The organism is Corynebacterium sp., from assembly GCF_012838985.1.
In the GTDB taxonomy this organism is placed as follows: Bacteria; Actinomycetota; Actinomycetes; order Mycobacteriales; family Mycobacteriaceae; genus Corynebacterium.
Genome location: NZ_DUOE01000039.1, coordinates 1 through 22,538, shown reverse-complemented (window position 1 = coordinate 22,538; position 22,538 = coordinate 1). Strand labels below are relative to the sequence as shown.

The following is a 22,538-nucleotide window of genomic DNA, read 5'->3' as shown; positions in this document are numbered from 1 at the left end:
TTCATCGCGCGGGGTCGGCAAAAACGCAGGTAGACCGTATGGTTCATTGCAGGGTCGCCTCATGTAGACCGAACGGTATGGACGAACTAGACGGGGAGGTGTTGAATGGGGCAGGCAACGAACCGACAGACCCAGGAGCACCCCATGTCCGACCTCACCCCGAACCACACCGCCGGCGAACCGCTCGAGCCCATCGACGCGCAGAAGCTCGCGGAGCTGGCGCAGAAGAACATCGACAACCCCGAGGGCGGCCGCAAGAAGATCCGCACCCGCACCGAGGCCGACGGCCTGTTCCGCAACTACACGCAGGTCCGCGACCTGGCCCCGGTGCTCGTCTCCGAGCCGCCGGCGCTGCTGGGCGACGACTCCGCCCCGAACCCCACCGAGATCGCCCAGGCCGGCCTGGCAGCCTGCATCTCCGTCGGTATCCAGGCCATCGCCACCCACCGCGGTGTCACCCTGACGAAGATCGCCGTCGACATCGAGTCCGACATCGACGTCTCCCCGACGTGGGGCGTCGGTGACCTCAGCGAGGACAAGCGCCCGGGCGTTTCCGATGTCCGCGTCAAGGTCGAGATCGAGGGGGACGCCGACCGCGGGACCCTGCAGAAGATCCACGACGACGCCATCCGCTGGTCCCCGGTGGTCAACACCTACACCCGTCCGGCCAACCTGACCTCCGAGCTGGTGTAGACATGACCACTGCACTTCTCGAGACCATCGCGGGCAACGCGAAGGCCGTCGACAACAACGAGATCCCGGCCCGCTACGGCATCGAACTGCTCGGCGCCCGGGAGGGCTTCCGTCGCACCACCCTCCTGGAGACCGCCCGTCAGCTCCGTGAGATCGCCGCCGTCGACCTCTCCGTCGCATTCGGCATCTGGGCGCACACCATGGTGATCACCTACCTGCGCACCGCGGACACCGACTACGTCCGCTACGTGCTCCCCGCCCTGGAGAACGGCACCCGCCCGGGCGTCACCGGCATGGCCCCCGCCTTCAAGGAGGCCGCCGGAGCCGGCACCATCGACCTCACCGCCACCCCGGGCGAGGACGGCTACCTGCTCAACGGCACGCTGGCCTGGGCCTCGAACCTGGCGGAGGACGCGGTCGTCGTCACCGCCGCCCGCACCCCGGCGGGGGAGCGCCTGCTCGTCGCCTTCGACGGCTGCGCCCCGGGTGTCACCCTCGGCACCCCCTTCGCGCTGCTGGGGCTGAACGCCACCTCCTCGGCCGGCATCACCCTGGAGAACGTCCCCGTGCCGCACGGCCAGGTCCTCTCGCGTGACTTCGACGCCTTCATCTCCGCGGTCCGCCCGACGTTCCTCATCCTCCAGACCTCCGAGTGCCTGGGTGTGGCGGATGCCGCGATCGACGCCGCCGCCACCCGTCTGACCGGCCTCAACGAGGTCCTCGCCGAGGATGTCGCCGAGGTCCGTGAGCGGGTCACCCACCTCATCCACACGCAGGAGCTCATCTGCGCGGTGCTGGACGACGACGCCGTCGTCGACCGCGTCAAGCTCCTCGAACTGCGCCTCGCCGCGGCCCGGGCGGCTGTTGACGCGACCGCACTGGAGGTCCGCCTCGCGGGAGGCGCCGGCTACGCCCAGAACTCCCCGGCCTCCCGCCGGTTCCGTGAGGCGGCGTTCATTCCGGTACAGTCGCCGTCCGAGACCCAGCTCAAGTGGGAGCTTCGCCGGGCGAAGCAGGAGGGATGACATGACAGTGGCCGATCTGACGGTGACCGGTGAGCAGTTGCGGGCAGCCGTGGGGACCTTCCCCTCAGGGGTGACCGTGGTGACCGCCCTGACCCCGTCCGGGGAGGACGTCGGTCTGACCGTCTCCGCGTTCTCCTCGCTCTCCCTGGAGCCGGCGATGGTCGTGTTCAGCGTCGACAACGCCTCCCAGTCCCTGCCGTACCTCACCGTGGGTCAGCCGCTGGGCATCTCCGTGCTCGCCGCGGACCAGGGTGCTCTCGCGTACCAGTTCTCGCGGCGCGGGGTCGACCGTTTCGACGGCGTCGGCACGCATCGCCGGGGGCGGGGGGTGGCCGTGCTCGACGGTGCCGCCGCCTGGTTCGCCGGGGAGATCGTCAACGCCTTCCCGGGCGGTGACCACACCATCCTCACCGTCGCGGTGCATGACTGCGGCACCCACGAGGACGCCCGCCCGCTGCTCTACCAGCGCGGACAGGTCCACGACTGGGTCTAACGGTCCTGCGGTTCCTGGTCGATGAGCTCGTCGTCGTCCGGGATCTCGTGCGCGGGGCGCGGCGGGATCGCCCGGACCTGGTCCCGGCTGAGCCCCGGTCCGAAGGACCGCGGCGGGAGGATGACCTCCGCGCCCGTGCGCAGTGACTCCTCGACGGCCGCGAACACCCGCACATCCGCCAGCCCCTCCTCGCCGTCGGGCTCGGGGCGGGTGCCGGAGCGGAGGCAGTCCACGAAGTAGCGGATCTCGCCCGCGAACTGGTCCATGGACTCCGCGGTGCGGGTCTCCGTGCCGCTTTCCGTGGTGACGGTGACGTTGCGCGGCGGTTCGGGGGCGTAGCCGTAGCAGGAGTCCGACGTCATCGACCCCTCTGCGCCGACCAGCGTGAAGTTGTCGACATCATCGGCGGCGTAGCTCAGCGTGTACTGCGCGATACGGTCGTCGGGGAAGCGCAGCGTCACGCCGACGGTGTCGCGGAAGTTGAAGTCGCGGTCGTCGTTACGCGTGCCCAGCGCGTGGACACGCACCGGCTCGGCGCGGAACAGGTGCCGCGCCAGATTGAGGGGGTAGGCGCCGAAGTCGGGGACGGGCCCGCCCCAGAAACCGCTCTGACCGCGGTGGTTGTCCTCGTTGATGTCGTGGGTGAACACCGAGGTGAAGCTGCGGGTCTCACCGATCTCGCCACGCGTCACGCGCTCGACGAGATCCACCATGTAGGCGTCCTGGTGCATGCGGTAGGCCACCATGAGGGTGGCGCCACTGCTTTCCGACGCCGCGATCATCGCCTCACAGTCCTCCACACTCGTGGCCATGGGCTTCTCCAGGAGGACGTGGATCCCGGCGCGCAGGGCGGGCTCGGCGAACTCGCGGTGGCGGAACACCGGGGTGGCGACGTAGACGGCGTCCACGGTGCCGGAGGCCAGCAGGTCGTCGTAGTCGCCGTAGTCGTGGATGCGGACCCGGTCCCCGAAGGCGGCGGCCTTCTCCGGGGAGCCGGTGACCGCGGCGACGAGCTCGACGTCGTCGAGGCTGCGCAGCGCCGGGAGGAAGGCCTGCTGGGTGATCTGGCCGACACCGACGACGGCGAGGCGGACGGGCGAGTCATATGCGGGTGTGTTCATGATCCCAGAGTACGGACGCAGAACGACCCGCGTTGAGCGCACGAGGGGAGGGGTGGGCTGATAGAATCGCCACCAGTTCAGCAGGTGAGAAAGGAATCCCACAGAATGAAACTTGCAGTCATTGGCGGAGACGGCATCGGCCCGGAGGTCACCGACGAGGCGCTCAAGGTGCTGCGCACCGTCCGCGACGACATCGAGACCACCGACTACGACCTCGGCGCGCGTCGTTACCTGCGCAACGGTGAGCTGCTCACCGAGGCCGACCTCGACTCCCTCCGCGAGCACGATGCCATCCTCCTCGGCGCCATCGGCGCCCCGGACACCGTCGCCCCGGGCGTCCTCGAGCGTGGCCTGCTGCTCACGATGCGTTTCGCCCTCGACCACCACGTCAACCTGCGCCCCTCCAAGCTCTACGAGGGCGTCGAGTCCCCGCTGAAGAACCCGGGCGAGATCGACTTCGTCGTCGTCCGTGAGGGCACCGAGGGCGCCTACACCGGCAACGGCGGCGCCATCCGTGTGGGCACCCCGCACGAGGTCGCCAACGAGACCTCCGTCAACACCCGCTACGGCGCCGAGCGTGTCGTCCGCTACGCCTTCGAGCTGGCCATGACCCGCAACAAGCACGTCACCCTGGTCCACAAGACCAACGTGCTCGTCCACGGCGGCGGCCTGTGGCAGCGCACCGTCGACGAGGTCGCCACCGAGTACCCCGAGGTCACCGTCGACTACGCGCACATCGACGCCGCGACGATCTACATGATCACCGACCCCTCGCGTTTCGACGTCATCGTCACCGACAACCTCTTCGGCGACATCATCACCGATGAGGCCGGCGCCGTCTCCGGCGGCATCGGCCTGGCCGCCTCCGGCAACATCGACGCCACCGGCACCAACCCGTCCATGTTCGAGCCGGTCCACGGCTCCGCACCGGACATCGCCGGCCAGGGCATCGCTGACCCGACCGCCGCCATCCTCTCCGCCGCGATGCTGCTGCGCCACCTCGGGGACGAGGACAACGCCGCACGCATCGAGGCGGCGGTGGCCGAGGACGTCGCCAAGCGCGAGGGACCCGTCCGCACCACCGAGGTCGGCGACCGCATCGCCGCCGCCCTCAAGTAGTCTGTCGGCAGCAGACAGACGCCATATATATAAGGAGCATTCGTGAGGCGACGTACAGCACTACTGGCCCTGGCCACCACCCTGGCCATGGTCACCGGATGCTCCACCTCGGCGGACACCGGTGACGGGGACGACCGGAAGCCCGGCACCCCCGCCCTGGAGATGACCTCCTCCGAGGTCATCGCCGACGCCGCCGGCAACGGCGTGGACACCTCCGCCCGCCTCTTCGAGAGCTCGGACGTCGTCGTGGTCGCCGCCGACACCCCTGAGGACCAGGCCCGGGGCGCCCACCTGGCGATCGCCGGCGGCGTGCCCATGCTCACCGCCGGGGACCAGGCGGCCGTCGACGCCGAGATCGACCGCCTCGGCGCCTCCCGCGTCATCACCGTCGGCGGCGTCGGCACCCTCGCCGAGGGACCCGAGCTGGTGGCGGCCCCGCCGGCTGCCGTGCCCGCGTCGCTGAGCGCAGGCGTGGTGGCCTCCCTCGACAGGGACACCGCCGAGGGCATGGACGGCCTGACACACACGAAGCACCCGCTGGCCATGCCGGCGATGCTCGCCACCGACGCCACCTCGCTGGCCTCCATCGCCACCGCCCGCGCGGCCGGCGCCGAGGTCCACGTGCTGGCGCACCCGGACCCGCGCGTGACCTCCGAGTCGATGGCACTGGTCTCCGACCAGGACGTGCTGGCCCTCGGCGAGCAGTTCGGCGACCAGGAACGCCTCGAGCGGGCCATCGAGCTGGCCGCCAACGGTGAACTGCCCGGCGGCGGCGGACTCCTCTTCCCGGGACGCCGCATGATCGCCTTCTACGGTCACCCCTGGGGCGGCGACCTCGGCGTCATGGGCGAGCAGCCCCCGGCCGAGGCGGTCGCCCGGGTGCAGGAGCACATCACCAACTACCAGGCACTCGAGGAACAGCCGGTCATCCCGGCCTTCGAGATCATCGTCACCGTCGCCTCCGCCTTCCCGGGCGAGGACGGCAAGTACACCAACGTCGGCGACCCGGCCGAGTTCACCGGCTACATCGACGCCATCACCGAGGCCGGCGGCTACGCCTTCCTCGACCTCCAGCCCGGGCAGGCCAGCTTCATCGAACAGGCCAGGGTCTACGAGGAGCTGCTCAAGCGCCCCAACGTCGGACTGGCCCTCGACCCCGAGTGGAACCTGCAGCCCGGGGAGCGCCCGCTCCAGCGCGTCGGCCACGCCGAGGCCGCGGAGATCAACGAGGTCGCTGACTGGCTGGCCGCTCTCGTCCGCGACAACAACCTGCCGCAGAAGGGCCTCATCGTCCACCAGTTCCAGATGCAGATGCTCCGCGACCGCGAGACCATCAACACGGACCACCCGGAACTCGCCTTCATCCTCCACGCCGACGGACACGGCGTGCCGGAGGAGAAGTTCGCCACCTGGGACGCCGTCCGCCAGGGCCTCGACGACAACTGGTTCATGGCGTGGAAGAACTTCATCGACGAGGACAAGCCCACCTTCACCCCGCAGCAGACGTACGACATCGAGCCCCGCCCCTGGTTCGTTTCCTACCAGTAATCCCCTGACGGGGAGGGTGCGGGCCACCTAGGGTTGTAGACATGACCGTCGAACTCGAAGAAGTCCGCAGTTTCATTGCTGACCTTGAGCCTTTCACCCGCCTCCCCGTCGCGGAGCTGGATGCACTGCCGGCGCAGATGACCATGGAGTACGTCCGCCGCGGAGAGGACATCATCCGCATCGGCGACCCGAACGACCATCTCTACATCATCCGCTCCGGGGCCGTCGACGTCATCGACGAGGAGGGCATCCTCCTCGACCGCCGCGATGACGGCCGCAGCTTCGGCTACTCCACCCTCTTCGGGGAGAAGATCTCCCACTACACCATGACCGCGGTGGAGGACTCCCTCCTCCTGCTCCTCCCGCGTGAGGTGTTCGTGGCGCTGGGGGAGCGGAACCCGGACATCATGCGCTTCTACTCCTCGCAGTCGCGGCGCATCCGGGCGGCCGCCGAGGAACTCCGCGGCGACTCCTCCACGGACGTCCTGCGCACGAAACTCCGGGAATTCAAGATCCCCAATCCTGTCTCCATCGGGCCGGACGCCACCATCCGGGAGGCCGCGGAGCTGATGGAGGAGCACAAGGTCTCCTCGCTGCTCATCACCCACGGCGACCAGCTGGAGGGCATCGTCACGGACCGTGACCTGCGTGGCCGGGTCGTCGCCAAGGGGCTGGACATCTCGCTGCCGATCACGGAGATCATGACCGCGCGCCCCCGCACCGTCAACTCCGAGACCCTCGCCTTCGAGGCGATGCTCATCATGGCGGAGATGCGCATCCATCACCTCCCGATCGTGGATGAGGGGCAGCTGACCGGCATCGTCACCACCGCCGATGTCATGCGTCTGCTGCGCCACGATCCGATCTACCTCACCGCAGAATTCTCCCGCCGTAACTCGCCGGCGGAGCTCAAGGACGCCTACTCCCAGGCCTCCGAGGTCGCCGTCCGTTTCATCGAACGCGGAGCCTCCGCCGAGGAGACCTCCGGCATCATGACCATCGCCGCCGACTCCCTCGCCCGCCGCCTGCTCAAGCTCGGCGAGGAGAAGTTCGGCGCCCCGCCGGTGCCCTACACCTTCGTGGTCCTCGGCTCCCAGGGCCGCCGCGAGATGGGACTGGCCTCCGACCAGGACAACGCCATGGTGCTGTCCGACGACTACGACGAGGCCGAGCACGGGAAGTACTTCGCGGACCTCTCCGAGTACGTGTGCCAGGGCCTGCACACCGCCGGTCAGGTCCTCTGCCCGGGTGACATGATGGCCTCCAACCCCCAGTGGCGCATGACGAAGTCGAAGTGGCTCGACACGTTCCACCTCTGGGTCACCGCCCCGGAGCCGGACGCCCTGCTCCACGCCCAGACCTTCTTCGACTTCCGGGGCATCCACGGGGACACCGAACTCGCCGACTTCGTCCACAACAACGCCGTCGGCATGGCCCGCGGAGCCCGCCGCATGCACGCCCACCTGGCGGCGCTGGCCGCCCGCCGTGAGCCCCCGCTGGGCTTCTTCCGCGGACTCGTCGTGGACCGCTCCGGTGAGTACGCCAACACCCTCAACGTGAAGAAGGGCGGCACGGCCGGCATCGTCCAGATGGCGCGCCTGTTCGCCCTGGCCAGCGGCGTCACGGCCCTGGGCACCCGGAACCGTCTCCTCGAGGCCTCCGCCTCCGACGCCGTGTCCGAGCGGGGTGCGCTCGACCTGGTCGACGCCTTCGACTACCTCAACTCGATCACCCTGCGGCACCAGGCGGTCCAGCTGCGGGAGAAGACGGTCCCCGACTACAACATCGACCCGAACAAGCTGGGCAGGATGGACCGGGAGCACCTCCGCGACAGCTTCCAGATCATCAAGAACATGCAGAACGCGCTGGCCACCAAGTACCTCGTGAGGAACATCTGATGTGGCCCTTCCGTTCCGACCCCGCCAAGAAGGCCACCGGCCCCCTCAGGGCGTTCTACGACGCCCCCGCCCCTGAGGACCGGACCCCGCTCGAGGAGCTGCCGCTGCTCGCCGTCGACGTGGAGACGACCGGCATGGATCCGACGAAGGACCAGCTGGTGTCCATCGGCTGGGTGCCGGTGAACGGCACGCGGGTGGACCTGTCCGGCGCGGGCTACGTCATCCTCCGTGGCACGGAGGGCTTCACCGTCGGCAGTTCCGCGACCATCCACCACCTCACCGACGACGAGATCGCCATGGGCATGGACCACGCGGAGGCCGTGGGGCTGTTCCTCGCGGCGCTGCGGGGGAGGGCCATGCTCGTACACTTCGCGGCGATGGAGCAGGGCTTCCTCTCCCTGGCGTGTGAGAAGCACTTCGGGGCACCCCTGAAAGTGAAGACGGTGGACACCTTCGCCATCGAGCGACGCCACATGGAGCGCATGGGCACCTACCCCCGGGGTGAGGATCTGCGCCTGGCGCGCGTGCGTACCCGCTACGGCCTGCCCTCCTACCGCAACCACAACGCGCTCACCGACGCCCTGGCGTGCGCCGAACAGTACCTCGCCCACCGCGCGACCCTCGCCGTCAACACCTTGAAGGACGTCATGAGTTAATGGGCCGGGGGTGGGATGTAGAGTGTTCCCCATGCGCTTTGGAAGAATCGCCCACCCTGAGGGCTTCAGTTTCGTCGTCATCGACGGTGAGGGCAGTGATGTCACCGACCTCGTCGCCAAGGAAATCAAGGACACCCCGTACACCGATCCGGAGTACACCGGCCGGGAGTGGCCGCTGGCGGACGTGCGTCTGCTGGCCCCGACCCTGCCGAGCAAGGTCGTGGCCATCGGCCGCAACTACGCGGACCACGTCGCCGAGGTGTTCAAGGAGTCCGCGGAGCACCTGCCGCCGACCCTGTTCCTCAAGCCGCCGACCGCGGTGATCGGCCCGGACGCCGCCATCAAGATCCCGGACTTCGCCACCAAGGTCGAGTTCGAGGGTGAGCTCGCGGTCGTCGTGGGCAAGGTCGCCAAGAACGTCAAGGCTGAGGACTGGAAGTCCGTCGTCCGTGGCTTCACCATCGTCAACGACGTCTCCTCCCGCGACCTGCAGTTCGCGGACGGTCAGTGGGCGCGCGCCAAGGGCATCGACACCTTCTGCCCGCTCGGCCCGTGGATCGAGACCGACATCGACTCCTTCGACCTGGACAACCTCTCCATCAAGGCCCACCTCACCCACGACGGTGAGCGTCTGACCAAGCAGGACTCCAACTCCAACCAGATGATCATGAAGATGGGCCAGATCATCGAGTTCATCACCGCCTCCATGACCCTGCTGCCGGGCGACGTCATCTGCACCGGCTCCCCGGCCGGCACCGAGGCCATGCAGCCCGGTGACACCATCGAGGTCGAGATCGAGGGTCTGGGCACCCTGCGCAACCCGATCGAGCGGGCGTAGGGGATCCCGATGCAGCACGGACACGGCGGTCATGACCACGCGGACTTCGACGAATTCTACGCGGCCGGGCAGCGCTGGTCCGGCAACCCCAACGAGGCCCTGATCCGGGAGGTCTCCGACCTCACCCCGGGTCGCGTCCTCGACATCGGCTGCGGCGAGGGCGCCGACGCGGTCTGGCTGGCCGAGCAGGGCTGGCAGGTCACGGCCATCGACGCCTCGGAGATCGCGGTGGAACGGGCGCGTGAGATGGCCGCGGAGCGCGGCGTCGACAAGCAGATCACCTTCGGGGTGGCTCCGCTGGCGCAGTGGCTCGACGAGTACCTCGGCGAGAGTTTCGACCTCATCTGCGGTTTCTTCTTCCCGGCGCCGATGACCACCGAGCAGGCCCGCGAGCTGGTGCGGATGCTGCGCCCGGCGGGCACGATGCTGTGGGTCGACCACGACTGGGAGGGCGAGCGCCCCGAGCGGATGAGCCCGGTGCAGATGGAGGCCCTGATCACCGACCTGGTGACCGACACCGCCATCACCCGCAGCGGCCGCAATGTCACCCAGGGTGCCGGTGCGCACCACCACGAGGACATCATCCTGCGCGTGCAGCGCTGACCTGCAGGCGGCAGAAAAGAGAGGATCCGTACGGCGACGTACGGATCCTCTCCGTGATTCCGGGGATCCCGGGCTGTCAGGGGGCTAGAGACCCAGCGAGCGCAGGATGGTCCGCAGCTTCGCGCTGGTCTCCTCGAGTTCCTCTTCCGGATCGGAGTCGGCGACGATGCCGCCGCCCGCCCAGGCCCGGGCGGTGGTGCCGTCGCCGGAGACCTCGGCGCAGCGGATGGCGACCATGTACTCGCCGTCACCGGAGTCGTCACACCAGCCGACGGCGCCGGAGTAGAACCCGCGGTCGGACTCCGCGGTTTCGATGAGGGCCTCCGCGGCGTCGGTGGGTGTACCGCAGATCGCGGGCGTGGGATGGGTGTGCACGGCCAGTTCCAGGGCTGTGACGGCGGGGTCACGCAGCGTCCCGACGATCGGGGTCGCCAGGTGCCACATCTCGTTCGTGTGGGTCACCTCGGGGGCCGCGGGGATGTCGAGCTCCGAGCAGAGGGGCGCCAGCTTCTGCCGCAGGTGCTCGACGACGTAGGCGTGCTCGTCGAGGTCCTTGACGGACTGCCCCAGACGCTTTCCGACGTCCGCGTCGATCTCCGGGTCCGCGTGCCGCGGCGCCGAACCCGCCAGCGGGTAGGCCGTCACGGTCCGGCCCTGGCGGCGGACGAGCACCTCGGGGGAGGAGCCGACGATCATGTCGCCCTCGCGGCCGGCGGGGGAGAGGTCGGCGATGAATCCGTCCCGGTTGTAGGAGTTGTCGATGAGGCGGGCGGCCACCAGCAGGGGGTCGACCGGCGGGTCGAAGGCGATGTCCACGGCCCGGGCGAGGACGACCTTCTCCAGCTGGGAGGCACGGATCGTGCTCACCGCGGCCTCGACCCGGCGCAGGTGCTCCTCCGGCTCGGGGTCCACACCCGCGATGGCGGCGTGGAGGACCGCGCCCTCACCCTGCCGGTAGTAGGCGTGGGGTTCGAGGGGGCCGTCCTCGCGGATGATGCGTTCGGGGACGGTCAGTGCGGCCGGTGCGGAACGGTCGAAGGGGAGCGCCCCGACGACCATGGCGACACGGCCCGAGCGCAGTGCCTCGATGGCCTCCCACGGGTCGGTGAACGTCTCCAGGGACCCCTGGGTCCGGACCGAGCCGTGCGCCCGGGACAGCAGGAAGTCCGGCGCGGTGACAGGTCGGTGGGCACACATGAGGAACCAGTCTAGTCATTGTCCGGTGGCGCGGGACGGTCGGGCCGGGCGTTTGCGGGGAAGTCGCCTCCGCTGTCGTCGGGGCCGCTATTGTGCGAACTGTGAGTCTCTCTTCGCCGCTTCGGCGGATCATCCCCGCCCTGCTCTCTTTCCTGCTCCTCGTTGCCGCGTATCCCGTGGTGGTCGGGCCTGCGCAGGCCCGGTCTCATTCAGTGGAATCCGCCTCCCCGGACCTGACCTTCCCCCTGGCTGTGGGGCACCGGGAGGTGCTGGTCTCCCTGCCGGAGCACCACGACCCGTCCGTCGCCCGGCCCGTGATCCTCACGTTCGGCGGCTGGCACGAGACCCCCGAGCAGATGGCCGCCACCACCGGGCTGCGGGAGGCGTCGGACGCGATCGTGGTCTACGCACGGGGCGTCGAGAATGCGTGGGCCGGTGCGCCCTACTCGGCGACCAGCCCGGAGGAGGACGTGGCGTTCGCGCGCGACGCCGTCCGGGAGGTCGCGGCGCGGCACCCGGTCGACTGGTCACGTGTGTACGCCGTCGGTCACTCCAACGGCGGTGCGTTCGCCCTCCTGCTGGCGTGTCGGGCACCTGACCTGGTCGCCGGCGTGGTCAGTGTCGCGGGCATGTTCTACGACCCGGTCGACGCGGCCTGCGTCGGGGACCCCGTCCCCGTCCAGGTCATCCACGCGGAGGACGATCCGGTCGCCCAGGTGTCCGGCGGTCTCCGTCATGACGCACACTTCCTGTCCGCCCGCGAGATGCTCGACCGCTGGGCGGACCGCAACGGATGCCTGTCCGTGCCCTTCTCCCGTGCGGGTGCCGTCCCCGGCGTGACGGCCCATGAGTGGTGGGGTTGTCACGCCGAGACCCGCTCCCTGCTTTCCGACGGCGGTGGGCACGGCTGGCCGCCCCACGCGGCGTGGGAGGCCTGGGACTTCCTGTCGCGGCAGAATCGCTGACCAGTACTATGACGGGCATGACTGACGTTCGTGTTCGTTTCTGCCCGTCGCCCACCGGAACCCCGCATGTGGGTCTGGTGCGCACCGCCCTGTTCAACTGGGCCTACGCCCGCCACAACCAGGGCACCATGGTGTTCCGTATCGAGGACACCGACGCCGCCCGTGACTCGGAGGAGTCCTACCAGGCCATCATCGACGGCCTGAACTGGCTCGGCCTCGACTGGGATGAGGGCGTCGAGAAGGGTGGCCCGCACGCTCCCTACCGCCAGTCCCAGCGCATGGACATCTACGCGGAGGTCCTCCAGAAGCTCATCGACGCCGGCGAGGTCTACCCGGCGTACTCCACCGCCGAAGAGGTCGAGGAGCGGCACAAGGCCGCCGGCCGCGACCCGAAGCTCGGCTACGACAACTACGACCGCACCCTCACCGAGGAGGAGGTCGCGGCCTTCCAGGCCGAGGGCCGTCAGCCGGTGTGGCGTCTGCGCATGCCGGAGCAGGACTGGAAGTGGAACGACCTGGTCCGCGGCGAGGTCGAGTTCAAGGCCGCCACGCAGCCGGACTACGTCGTCGCCCGCTCCAACGGTGCGCCGCTGTACACGCTGGTCAACCCGGTCGATGACGCCCTGATGAAGGTCACCCACGTCCTGCGCGGCGAGGACCTGCTGTCCTCGACCCCGCGTCAGCTGGCCCTCTACGAGGCCCTCAAGCGCATCGGGCTCACCGACTTCACCCCGGAGTTCGGTCACCTGCCGTTCGTCATGGGCGAGGGCAACAAGAAGCTCTCCAAGCGTGACCCGCAGTCGAACCTGTTCCACCACCGCGAGAACGGCATCATCCCGGAGGGCATGCTCAACTACCTCGCGCTGCTGGGCTGGTCCCTGTCCGGCGACCGCGACATCTTCTCCGTCGAGGAGCTCATCGAGAACTTCGACATCGCCGACGTCCTGGCCAACCCGGCCCGCTTCGACCAGAAGAAGCTCGAGGCCATCAACGCCGACCAGATCCGTCTGCTGCCGGCCGAGGAGTTCGAGAAGCGCCTGCGCGCCCACCTCACGGAGTACACGGACTTCCCGGAGGACTACCCGGCCGAGAAGTTCACCGTCGCGGCGGAGCTGACCCAGACCCGCATCAAGACGCTGTCCGAGGCCTACGGTCTGCTCAAGTTCCTCGTCACCGCCGACGAGGATCTGGAGCTCAATGAGCGTGCGGCCCGGAGGAACCTCAAGGAGGCCGCCATCGAGCCCCTGGAGGCCGGTATCGCCGCCCTGGAGGCCGTGGAGGAGTGGACGACCCCGAACATCGAGGCGGCCCTCACCAAGGCGCTCATCGAGGATCTGGAGCTCAAGCCGCGCACGGCCTACGGCGCGCTGCGCGTCGCACTGTCGGGAGAGCAGGTCTCCCCGCCGCTGTTCGAGTCCATGGAGCTGCTGGGCCGTGAGTCCACGCTGGCGCGCCTGCGTGCGGCCCGTGCGGTGACGCCGGTCGCGCCTGCCGCACAGTAGAACACCGCAGTACCGCCACGTCGGAGCACGCTGCCGGATCCGTTGAGTGGTGTTGTTTATGATGCTGAAAAAACACCCTCTGACCTGCGGATTTGGTAGTGTTGCACCGTTGTGGTTATAGTTATCCACGTTGCACAGAGCGACAGCGGGAAGGAAACAGACCGCAGTCAGGAAGTGGAACAGGGTAAGTAAATATTGGCCTATGGTGTAATTGGCAACACTACGGTTTCTGGTACCGTCATTCTAGGTTCGAGTCCTGGTAGGCCAGCTGCAGAGCAATCTGCCGGCGAAGAAGATTTTCGCTTCGCCCCGTTCGTCTAGTGGCCTAGGACGCCGGCCTCTCACGCCGGTAACACGGGTTCGAATCCCGTACGGGGTACATGTAAAGACTCCCGGACTCATCTGAGTCCGGGAGTTTTTGTGATTCACCCCCGCGCTCACTTTTGGTGCGTGGCTCACACCTGGGGGTTTGGTGTGGTGGGGGTAACGCCAGGTAACGGAATTATGAATTCCCCTTTAACCGGTTCCGGCCTCGGTCTAGGCTGCAGGTAAGCGGAAAGGTTCACCTCTCGAACCCCGGTACCAGGCTCGAGACAACGGATCTTCCGGATGTTGATCGAATGGAAGGAGAGTATATGGCAGAGGCTTTGAACCATATCTCCGGACGCGACGCAGGCGTCCTCCCATAAGCGGCACCGCCATAATCCAGAACATCCCAAGCGCAAGAGATGCGCGGAGTACAGGAGCTAACGGGAGCGACATGAAGCGTCAGCAGTCACCGAACCCCACGGAAACGACAAGCTAACCCCCGGCACTTCAGGTTCCTATGAACTACAGCGGACGCAACCTCGACGGGATCATCACCCCGGGTTGACGAAACCTCCGCACCGACGTCGGAAGTGGTAGATCTCCTACCGTCCAAGGTTCGGCAGAGTTCGAAACCCACCACCGAGCGTGGTGGGTTTCCTCATGTCCAGCCCGGCTCTGAGCGGGATTTAATCTGTTTGACCAGCCGATTTGTCTTGTAATACACATAACGTTTACAGTTATGGAGTCCGCAACGGACACCGCAACTACAGCGAACACGCCCCGTTCGTCTAGTGGCCTAGGACGCCGGCCTCTCACGCCGGTAACACGGGTTCGAATCCCGTACGGGGTACCACGAGGAAGCCCTCCACCAGCAGGTGGAGGGCTTCCTGCATGTCAGGGGCGGGGTGGGCCACGCGCTAGGCTTTCCTCATGAACACCCCGACCCTCACCCGTCGCCTCATGCGCGCGATGAACGACGCCGCCGTCCACCACCGTGATCATGTGCGTAAGGGCTCGGGCATCCCCTACGTCGCGCACCTGTACGCGGTCATGCATCTCGTGGCGCAGCACACCGGTGACGAGGACATCCTCATCGCGGCCCTGTTCCACGACACCCTCGAGGACGTGCCCGAGGCCTACTCCGCGGCGGAGATGCGCGCGGACTACGGCGACCGCGTCACCGATCTGGTCCTGCACCTGAGCAAGGACGACTCCCTGTCCGGCTGGCAGGAGCGTGCCGACGCCTACCTCGCCCACCTGGAGCACCACGCCCCACCGGAGGCCGTTCTCATCTCGTGCGCGGACAAGCTCCACAACCTCATGTCCATCCTCGACGACCACGCCGCGCAGGGGGAGACTCTGTGGGGGCGTTTCAATTCCGGGAAGGAACGCCAGCAGTGGTGGTACGGGGAGATGCACCGGGTCGTCGGGAAGCGACTGCCCGGCCTGCCCCTCAATGAGGAGCTGGCCGGGCAGGTGGAACGCCTGAGGAGGCTCTAGCGGGAGAGCTGGCGCTCGAAGGCGGCGAGGTGGTTGCGGGAACCCTGGAGAAGGTTCTGCATGACGCGGATGACGTCGGAGTCGGCGGGGGAGACCTGTGCCAGGGTGGCCTCGAGGTCGGTGATGTCCATGACCTCGATGGCCTTGCCGGCCTCCAGGGCGCCGCGGTAGCTGGTGTCACCCTGTGCGATGAGCTGGTTGTACAGGGCCTGCAGCTCGGGGTTGCGGAACTCGCCGGCACCCAGTCGGGGGTCCGCCAGGCCGCGCTTCTGCAGCAGCGACAGGACGGCCTGCTGGTGGGTGGCCTCGCTGGCGGTGATGTTGCTGAAGATCCGCGTGCCGTACTTCGCGTACATCGCCTGGTAGACGTCGTGGGCGAGCTTCTCCTCCTCGATGAGGTAGAGCAGCTCCGCGTGGAGGTCGAAGTTCCCGTTCAGCGGGACCGGTTCCGCGACCTCATCCGCGATCCTGACCGGGGCCTCCGCGACGGGAGCGCTGGAACCACCGCGCCAGGGGCCCTGTGCCTCGGCCACCTGAGTGGCGGACAGGGTGAGTGCGACGGCCAGGGCGGCCGCGCTGATCTGACGGTGTCGGCGGGTGAAAGCCATGTTCATCATCTCCTATGAGCTCTATTGGCTTAAGGGTGGATGATAGGGCAGAAAATGCAGGTTAGATACCCTGCCGGGTATGGGATATCTCACGGGCTGCGACGGGAACTTCGCGGTCCGGAAAAAGTTCCCGCCTTCCCTTGACTTTGCGGCGTAAGATTTCATTTATGAGTCTCGAGCCCGGGAACACCCCGCTCGTACGCCTGGACCGGCTCCCCGGCCGGCCCGGTGTCACCCTGTGGGCGAAGCTGGAGGGCCACAACCCCAGCGGCAGTGCCAAGGACCGTACCGCGCACGCCATCCTCGCGGCGGCGGATCTGCGGCCCGGCGCGGTCATCGTCGAGTCCAGCTCCGGGAACCTCGGTGTCGCCCTGGCCCGCGAGGCCGTTCTCGGGGGCTGGACCTTCCACTGTGTCGTCGATCCGAAGGCGAATCGTTCGACCGTCGCCACCATGCGGGCGTTCGGGGCGGTCGTCCACGAGGTCACCGCGCCGGACCCGGTCAACGGCGACTGGCTCACCGCCCGGCGCGCCCGCGTCGCCGAACTGCTCACGGAGCTGCCCGGAGCCGTCTGCCTCGACCAGTACTCCAACCGCGCGGCCTTCACGGCCCACGATGAGGGCACGATGGCGGAGATCGTCACGCAGCTCGGCCACGCCCCCGCGCACCTGTTCGTGGCGGTGAGCACCACCGGCACGATCGGTGGTTGCCTGCGCCGTATCGCCCGGGAGGGGTGGGCCACGGAGGTCACCGCGGTGGACGCCGAGGGCTCCGTGCTTTTCGACGGCTCCCGCGGCCGCCGCCACCTTCCGGGTTTCGGCGCCGGTCTCGTCCCTGATCTGGCGGCCGAGGTGACCCCGGACCGGATCATCCGGATCAGTGACCACGACTCGGTGACCGCCGCGCGTCGGCTGGCCCGGACGGAGGGCATCCTGTGCGGGGCCTCGGGTGGGGCGGTGGTGGCGGCCGTCGGGAAGCTCCTGCCGGAACTGGACGGCGATGTCGTCCTCGTGCTCCACGACGGTGGCACCCACTACCTGGACACCGTCTACAACGACGACTGGGTGGAGGAGAACCTGTGACGACCGTGATGACCGTGGCGATCATCGGAGGCGGCCCGCGCGGACTGTGGGCGGCGGAGGAGCTGCTGGGCCTGGCACGGGAACGCGGTGCAACCCTCGACGTCCACGTCATCGACGACGGCGGACCGCAGGCCTACGACCCGGCGCAGCCGGGGGAGTGGCTCATCAACGTCCGGGCCTCCGCGATCCGCACCGGGCTGGGCACCTTCGACGCGTGGCGTGGCGCCACTGACCGCTTCCCGCCGCGGCGTGAGGTGGGCCGCTTCCTCGCCGCCTCCTGGGAGGCGCTGGAGCGCCACGTGCCGCCGAGGTGCACGTTGGTGAGGCATGAGGGGCGCGTCGAGAAGCTGGAGCAGCGTGAGGGACGGTGGGTCGTCGGGGGTCTGCTCGCCGATGAGGTGCTCCTGGCCACCGGTCACGCGCCCACCTGGCCGGGTTCACTCGAACACGTCGACCTGCCGGTGCCGGTGATCATGCCGTACCCCGCCTCCCACCTGGACGCGATCGGCCCGGAGGACCGGGTGCTCGTCCGCGGGGCCGCGCTGACCTTCATCGACGTCGTCCGCGCCTGCGATCCGGCAGTGTTCCTCCCCGTCACCCGCACGGGCCGCCTCATGGCGGTGAAACCCGAGTTCGACGGGGTCGAGGCTGCCGACATCATCGCCGCCGGCAGCCGTCTGCTTGCCGACGCCCCCGACACCCCCGCCCTCATCACGGCACTGGCGCTCACGGCCCGCCGCCTCCTGGAGCGTGCCGGACGGCCCGGCGACGTGGATGCCGTCCTGGCCGGCAGCGGCGGGGACCCGGACGGCGAGTGGGCCGTCGGCCTGGCGTGGCGCGAGTGCTACCCGGCGCTCGTCGAACGCGCCTCCTACGCCGGCCGCGACAGTCTCGAAGGGTTCGGGGAGCTGGCCCGTCGCCTCGAGCGCGTCGCCTTCGGTCCACCCCCGGAGTCCATGGAGCATCTGCAGGGGCTCATCGACTCCGGGAAGGTCGACCTCACCCACCTGGGCCGCGGCACCGAGGACCTGGCTGACCTGGTTCGCGACACAGGTGCCACGGTGGTGGTCGACGCCGTCATCCCGCCCCCGGGCGTGGTGGAGGGCACTCTGGAGCACTGGCTGGTGGAGCAGGGGCTGGCGCGGATCCGCCTCGGGACCCGGGGTCTCGACGTCGCACCCGACGGCACGGTCGTCGGGCAGACCAGCCTCGCCGCGGTGGGACGGATGACCGAGGACGTGGTGCTCGGCAACGACACCCTGTCCCGCACGCTCCACGACGTCATCCCGCGCTGGGCCCGCCGCCTCGTCCCCGGCCCCGCGCAGGCGCACGGCATCCCGCCGCTCACCGCCCGCCTCGAGCTGTGGGCGGCCGGACTCAGCTCGGACCCCGCCCGGTGCCGGGAACTCATCGCCGAGTTCGGCAGCCCGGTCAACGTCCTGCACCCGGGCCCGATGCTGGCCAACGTCACCGAACTCGTCGACGCCGGCGCCTCCTGCGGCGTGGACACCCGCATCTTCTTCGCCCGCAAGGCCAACAAGGGGCTGGTGTTCGTCGACACCGTCCGCGATGCGGGGCACGGGGTGGACGTGGCGAGCGAACGGGAACTCGCCCAGGTCCTCGACCGTGGCGTGCCCGGCGACCGCATCATCCTCTCCGCGGCGGTCAAACCCGACCGCCTGCTGGAGCTGGCCATCGCCCACGGGGTGACCATCTCCGCGGACTCCCGCGCAGAACTGCACCGTATCTCCGCCCTGGCGGGGGAGCGCACCGCCCACGTCGCCCCGCGCGTCGCCCCCGACCCCGCGACCATGCCGCCCACCCGCTTCGGCGAACGCGTCGCCCAGTGGGCCGGGGTCGGACACCTGCCGGGCGTGGAGATCGTCGGTCTCCACGTCCACCTCCACGGCTACTCCGCCGCCGACCGTTCCGCCGCCCTCCGGGAGTGCTGCCACCTCAGCGACCTGCTTGTCGACGCCGGCCACGCCCCCTCCTTCATCGACCTCGGCGGCGGCGTGCCCATGAGCTACCTCGACGACCCCGCCCAGTGGCGCGACTACCACGCGGCGCGCCGGGCGGTGCTGGACGGCTACGCACCCCCCTTCACGTGGAAGGCTGACCCACTGCACACCGTCTACCCCTTCCACCAGTCACCGGTGCGCGGGGAGTGGTTGCGCGAGGTGCTGGCCGACGGGGTGGCGGAGATGCTGCTCGAGCGCGGCCTGCGCCTGCACCTCGAACCGGGCCGCAGCCTGCTCGACGGCTGCGGGATGATCCTGGCGGAGGTCGCCTTCGTGAAAGAACGTTCCGACGGCCTCCCGCTCGTCGGCCTCGCCATGAACCGCACCCAGTGCCGCACGACCTCGGACGACTACCTCGTCGACCCGCTCCACGTCACGGACGCACCTGACGGTGAGGAGATCGAGGCCTACCTCGTCGGCGCCTACTGCATCGAGGACGAGCTCATCCTGCGCCGCCGCATCCGCTTCCCCCGCGGCGTGCGGCCCGGCGACACCATCGCCCTCCCCAACACGGCGGGCTACTTCATGCACATCCTCGAGAGCGCCTCGCACCAGATCCCGCTCGCGAAGAACGTGGTCTGGCCCGGCACCCTCGACGACATCGACGCCTGAGGTACCTGGATGTCCCCTTATCGGCAGCATTTCATTGACTGCGCATGCACCTCAACGTAATTGCGGGAAATGCCGGCGGCTCGCAGGTGACCTCCCTCCGTGGGCAGCTGGAACGGTTGTCACTCCGTCACGGTGGTCGTCTCCGTCACGGTGGTGGCCCGGGCGGGACCGCGTCCCTGCCCCTGCCCGGGGCGGTCGAGCTGGCGCTCGAAGGTCGCGAGGTGGTTGCGGGAACCGTCGAGGAGGTACTGCAGCAGGTCCCGTAGCTCGGTGTCGTCCTCCGGGACGGCGGCGAGCTCGGCCTCCAGGCCCTCGATGTCCCACTTCTCGAAGTCGACGCCCACCCGGTACGCCTCGATCTCCCCGGTCAGGCCGCGGGCGAGGAAGTCATCGTGGACGGCCTGCAGATCAGGGTCGACGAACTCGCCCGGTACGCCGGTGCGGGGATCCTCGAGGCCGGCGGCGTCGAGAAGCCGGAGGACGGCGTCCTGATGTCCGACCTCGCCCCGGGTGATGTTGTTGAACACGCGGGCGTCGTATTTCTCGTCGAAGGCGACGTAGAGGTCGTGGGCGACCTTCTCCTCCTCGATGAGGCGCCGCAGCAGCGCGTCGCGGTCGGAGGCTTCGGTGGTCACAGTGGTTGCGGTGGTCACGGTGGTCTCGGCGACGGTCGTGGTCCCGGTCGTGGTCTCTGTGGTGTCGCCGGCGTTGGTGCAGGCGCCCAGGGTGAGGGTGGGGACGAGCACGAGGGCGGCGAGCAGACGGGTGTTCATGGTGGCTCCTTCCTTACACTCCATGCAACACCCGCGAGAGACCCCGCATGCCGAGCTCCGCCGTTCGGGGTGGTTCTACATCGACGCGGACAGGCGCTCGGCGGCCGCGGAGAGTTCCCGGCCCCACTTCTCGGCGGGGTGGGGGCGCAGGCGCTCGGCCGGGCCGGACACCGACAGCACCGCGATGAACCGTCCCGCCGGGGTGAACACCGGCGCGGAGAGGGAGGCGAGGCCCAGTTCACGCTCCGCGACGGACTCACTCAGGCGCTGCTTCTCGACGTTGCCCAGCTCCTCCGGGTTGAACGTGACCTGGGGGAGGATGACGTCGCGCAGCTGCGGGGACCCGAAGGCGAGGAATACCTTGGCGGCGGACCCGGAGGTGAGTGCCAGCTGGGAGCCGACGGGCACCGTGTTCTGCAGGCCGACGGGCGGTTCCTGGGCGGCGACGCACGTCCGGGAGGTGCCGGTGAGCTGGTAGAGCTGCACGGATTCGCCGGTGACGTCGACGAGGTCGGACATGACGGGGCGGGCGGCGTCGAGAAGCTGGTCCCGGCCGCCGGTGCCGAGGGCGGTGAGTGCGGTGCCGGTGGTCCAGCGGCCGTCGTCGCCGCGGGCGAGGATGCGGTGGGTCTCCAGGGCGGTGGCGAGGCGGTGGGCGGTGGCGCGGGGCAGGCCGGTGGTCTCGCACAGTTCGGTGAGGGAGAGGGGATGGGGGGCGACGGCCATCATGATGGCCACGGCCCGATCGAGCACCTTGATCCCTGACACTGCGCTATACTGTCCCATACCACGATACTAACATCTCACCCCATGAGATTGGCGAGTGAGATTACCCAGATGGAAAGGTGGACATCCATGGCCGAGAAGCTCACGCTGGCCGAGAAGGTGTGGAACGACCACATCGTCGCGAAGGGCGAGAACGGCGAGCCCGATCTCCTCTACATTGACCTGCAGCTCCTGCACGAGGTGACCTCCCCGCAGGCCTTCGACGGGCTGCGCCTCGCCGGCCGTCAGCTCCGCCGCCCGGACCTGCACCTGGCCACCGAGGACCACAACGTGCCCACCGAGGGCATCGTCTCCGGCTCCCTCCTGGAGATCAAGGAGGCCACCTCCCGCATCCAGGTTGAGACCCTGCGTAAGAACTGCGAGGAGTTCGGCATCCGCCTGCACCCGATGGGCGACATCCAGCAGGGCATCGTCCACACCGTCGGCCCGCAGCTGGGTGCCACCCAGCCGGGCATGACCATCGTCTGCGGTGACTCCCACACCTCCACCCACGGTGCCTTCGGCTCCATCGCCATGGGTATCGGCACCTCCGAGGTCGAGCACGTCATGGCCACCCAGACGCTGCCGCTCAAGCCGTTCAAGACCATGGCCATCGAGGTCAGCGGCGAGCTGCAGCCGGGTGTCTCCGCCAAGGACCTGATCCTCGCCATCATCGCGAAGATCGGCACCGGCGGCGGCCAGGGGCACATCATTGAGTACCGTGGCGAGGCCATCGAGAAGCTGTCGATGGAAGCCCGCATGACCATCTGCAACATGTCCATCGAGGCTGGCGCCCGAGCCGGCATGGTCGCCCCAGACCAGACGACCTTCGACTACCTCGAGGGCCGCCCGCACGCCCCGGAAGGTCAGGACTGGGAGGACGCGGTCGAGTACTGGAAGTCCCTGCGCACCGACGAGGGCGCGGAGTTCGACACGGTCGTCCACATCGACGGATCCAGCCTCACCCCGTTCATCACCTGGGGAACCAACCCGGGCCAGGGCCTGCCGCTGGGCGCGACCGTCCCCGCACCGGAGGACTTCACCAACGACACCGACCGTGCCGCCGCTGAGAGCGCCCTGGAGTACATGGACCTGACCCCGGGAACCCCGCTGCGGGACATCCCGGTGGATGTGGTCTTCCTGGGCTCCTGCACCAACGCCCGCATCGAGGACCTGCGCGCCGCCGCCGAGGTTCTGGACGGCCGAAAGG

Annotated in this window: 20 protein-coding genes and 3 tRNA genes; 18 read left to right on the top strand and 5 right to left on the bottom strand. The window is 68.8% G+C overall.

Going from position 1 to position 22,538, the window contains the following annotated elements; genetic code table 11:
* Positions 1 to 144 precede the first annotated feature (144 nt).
* The 3 genes from GXZ33_RS01970 to GXZ33_RS01960 are packed head-to-tail and all read left to right on the top strand — an operon-like array spanning position 145 to position 2,211.
* On the top strand, positions 145 to 693 hold the full coding sequence (locus GXZ33_RS01970; RefSeq protein ID WP_040085681.1) for an OsmC family protein: 549 nt from the start codon (positions 145 to 147) through the stop codon (positions 691 to 693).
* A 2-nt stretch (positions 694 to 695) separates the two neighbouring features.
* Complete coding sequence (locus GXZ33_RS01965) at positions 696 to 1,718, top strand: acyl-CoA dehydrogenase family protein (RefSeq protein WP_040085682.1); 1,023 nt, start codon at positions 696 to 698, stop codon at positions 1,716 to 1,718.
* A gap of 1 nt (position 1,719) precedes the next feature.
* Positions 1,720 to 2,211, top strand: coding sequence for a flavin reductase family protein (locus GXZ33_RS01960; RefSeq protein ID WP_040085683.1), 492 nt, complete (start codon positions 1,720 to 1,722; stop codon positions 2,209 to 2,211).
* On the opposite strand, the gene GXZ33_RS01955 is transcribed toward GXZ33_RS01960, so the two are convergent.
* Complete coding sequence (locus tag GXZ33_RS01955) at positions 2,208 to 3,332, bottom strand: Gfo/Idh/MocA family oxidoreductase (protein WP_291339175.1); 1,125 nt, start codon at positions 3,330 to 3,332, stop codon at positions 2,208 to 2,210. The genes GXZ33_RS01960 and GXZ33_RS01955 overlap by 4 nt on opposite strands.
* A gap of 105 nt (positions 3,333 to 3,437) precedes the next feature.
* On the opposite strand from GXZ33_RS01955, the gene GXZ33_RS01950 reads away from it, so the two are divergent.
* The 6 genes from GXZ33_RS01950 (at position 3,438) to GXZ33_RS01925 (ending at position 9,994) form a co-directional block, all read left to right on the top strand.
* Complete coding sequence (locus GXZ33_RS01950; protein ID WP_291339174.1) at positions 3,438 to 4,451, top strand: 3-isopropylmalate dehydrogenase; 1,014 nt, start codon at positions 3,438 to 3,440, stop codon at positions 4,449 to 4,451.
* 87 nt (positions 4,452 to 4,538) lie between these two features.
* Positions 4,539 to 5,999, top strand: a complete 1,461-nt coding sequence (locus tag GXZ33_RS01945; RefSeq protein WP_291339184.1) for a cell wall-binding repeat-containing protein — start codon at positions 4,539 to 4,541, stop codon at positions 5,997 to 5,999.
* A 41-nt stretch (positions 6,000 to 6,040) separates the two neighbouring features.
* Complete coding sequence (locus GXZ33_RS01940) at positions 6,041 to 7,897, top strand: DUF294 nucleotidyltransferase-like domain-containing protein (protein WP_291339173.1); 1,857 nt, start codon at positions 6,041 to 6,043, stop codon at positions 7,895 to 7,897.
* A complete protein-coding gene (locus GXZ33_RS01935) occupies positions 7,897 to 8,553 on the top strand; it encodes an exonuclease domain-containing protein (protein ID WP_291339172.1) in 657 nt (218 codons plus the stop codon). The genes GXZ33_RS01940 and GXZ33_RS01935 overlap by 1 nt, the downstream gene beginning before the upstream one ends.
* A 31-nt stretch (positions 8,554 to 8,584) precedes the next feature.
* Complete coding sequence (locus GXZ33_RS01930; RefSeq protein WP_291339171.1) at positions 8,585 to 9,391, top strand: fumarylacetoacetate hydrolase family protein; 807 nt, start codon at positions 8,585 to 8,587, stop codon at positions 9,389 to 9,391.
* Between the two features lie 9 nt (positions 9,392 to 9,400).
* Positions 9,401 to 9,994, top strand: coding sequence for a class I SAM-dependent methyltransferase (locus tag GXZ33_RS01925; protein ID WP_291339170.1), 594 nt, complete (start codon positions 9,401 to 9,403; stop codon positions 9,992 to 9,994).
* 84 nt (positions 9,995 to 10,078) lie between these two features.
* On the opposite strand, the gene GXZ33_RS01920 is transcribed toward GXZ33_RS01925, so the two are convergent.
* A complete protein-coding gene (locus GXZ33_RS01920; RefSeq protein WP_040085691.1) occupies positions 10,079 to 11,191 on the bottom strand; it encodes an isochorismate synthase in 1,113 nt (370 codons plus the stop codon).
* A 101-nt stretch (positions 11,192 to 11,292) separates the two neighbouring features.
* Between GXZ33_RS01920 and GXZ33_RS01915 the strand changes: the two genes are divergently transcribed.
* From GXZ33_RS01915 to GXZ33_RS01890, 6 genes are all read left to right on the top strand, one after another.
* Positions 11,293 to 12,156 carry an alpha/beta fold hydrolase gene (locus GXZ33_RS01915; RefSeq protein ID WP_291339169.1) on the top strand — a complete coding sequence of 288 codons (864 nt, stop codon included), beginning with the start codon at positions 11,293 to 11,295 and terminating at the stop codon, positions 12,154 to 12,156.
* Positions 12,157 to 12,164: 8 nt separating this feature from the next.
* Positions 12,165 to 13,658 carry a glutamate--tRNA ligase gene (gene gltX / locus GXZ33_RS01910; RefSeq protein WP_291339168.1) on the top strand — a complete coding sequence of 498 codons (1,494 nt, stop codon included), beginning with the start codon at positions 12,165 to 12,167 and terminating at the stop codon, positions 13,656 to 13,658.
* A 196-nt stretch (positions 13,659 to 13,854) separates the two neighbouring features.
* Positions 13,855 to 13,926: transfer RNA gene (locus GXZ33_RS01905), tRNA-Gln, on the top strand.
* A 38-nt stretch (positions 13,927 to 13,964) separates the two neighbouring features.
* A tRNA-Glu gene (locus GXZ33_RS01900) sits at positions 13,965 to 14,037 on the top strand.
* 707 nt (positions 14,038 to 14,744) lie between these two features.
* A tRNA-Glu gene (locus GXZ33_RS01895) sits at positions 14,745 to 14,820 on the top strand.
* Positions 14,821 to 14,897: 77 nt separating this feature from the next.
* A complete protein-coding gene (locus GXZ33_RS01890; protein WP_291339167.1) occupies positions 14,898 to 15,467 on the top strand; it encodes an HD domain-containing protein in 570 nt (189 codons plus the stop codon).
* On the opposite strand, the gene GXZ33_RS01885 is transcribed toward GXZ33_RS01890, so the two are convergent.
* A complete protein-coding gene (locus GXZ33_RS01885; protein WP_169744852.1) occupies positions 15,464 to 16,075 on the bottom strand; it encodes a DUF2202 domain-containing protein in 612 nt (203 codons plus the stop codon). The genes GXZ33_RS01890 and GXZ33_RS01885 overlap by 4 nt on opposite strands.
* Before the next feature lie 167 nt (positions 16,076 to 16,242).
* On the opposite strand from GXZ33_RS01885, the gene GXZ33_RS01880 reads away from it, so the two are divergent.
* Together GXZ33_RS01880 and GXZ33_RS01875 are read left to right on the top strand one after the other, a co-directional pair.
* Positions 16,243 to 17,157 carry a pyridoxal-phosphate dependent enzyme gene (locus tag GXZ33_RS01880; RefSeq protein ID WP_291339166.1) on the top strand — a complete coding sequence of 305 codons (915 nt, stop codon included), beginning with the start codon at positions 16,243 to 16,245 and terminating at the stop codon, positions 17,155 to 17,157.
* A 5-nt stretch (positions 17,158 to 17,162) separates the two neighbouring features.
* Positions 17,163 to 19,790, top strand: a complete 2,628-nt coding sequence (locus tag GXZ33_RS01875) for an FAD/NAD(P)-binding protein (protein WP_291339183.1) — start codon at positions 17,163 to 17,165, stop codon at positions 19,788 to 19,790.
* A gap of 119 nt (positions 19,791 to 19,909) precedes the next feature.
* On the opposite strand, the gene GXZ33_RS01870 is transcribed toward GXZ33_RS01875, so the two are convergent.
* Together GXZ33_RS01870 and GXZ33_RS01865 are read right to left on the bottom strand one after the other, a co-directional pair.
* On the bottom strand, positions 19,910 to 20,563 hold the full coding sequence (locus tag GXZ33_RS01870) for a DUF2202 domain-containing protein (RefSeq protein ID WP_291339165.1): 654 nt from the start codon (positions 20,561 to 20,563) through the stop codon (positions 19,910 to 19,912).
* A gap of 75 nt (positions 20,564 to 20,638) precedes the next feature.
* The gene (locus GXZ33_RS01865) at positions 20,639 to 21,349 is read right to left on the bottom strand and encodes an IclR family transcriptional regulator (protein ID WP_291339164.1); all 711 of its coding nucleotides are present in this window, start codon (positions 21,347 to 21,349) and stop codon (positions 20,639 to 20,641) included.
* Positions 21,350 to 21,400: 51 nt separating this feature from the next.
* On the opposite strand from GXZ33_RS01865, the gene GXZ33_RS01860 reads away from it, so the two are divergent.
* A partial coding sequence (locus GXZ33_RS01860; protein WP_291339182.1) for a 3-isopropylmalate dehydratase large subunit occupies positions 21,401 to 22,538 on the top strand: 1,138 nt, incomplete at its 3' end.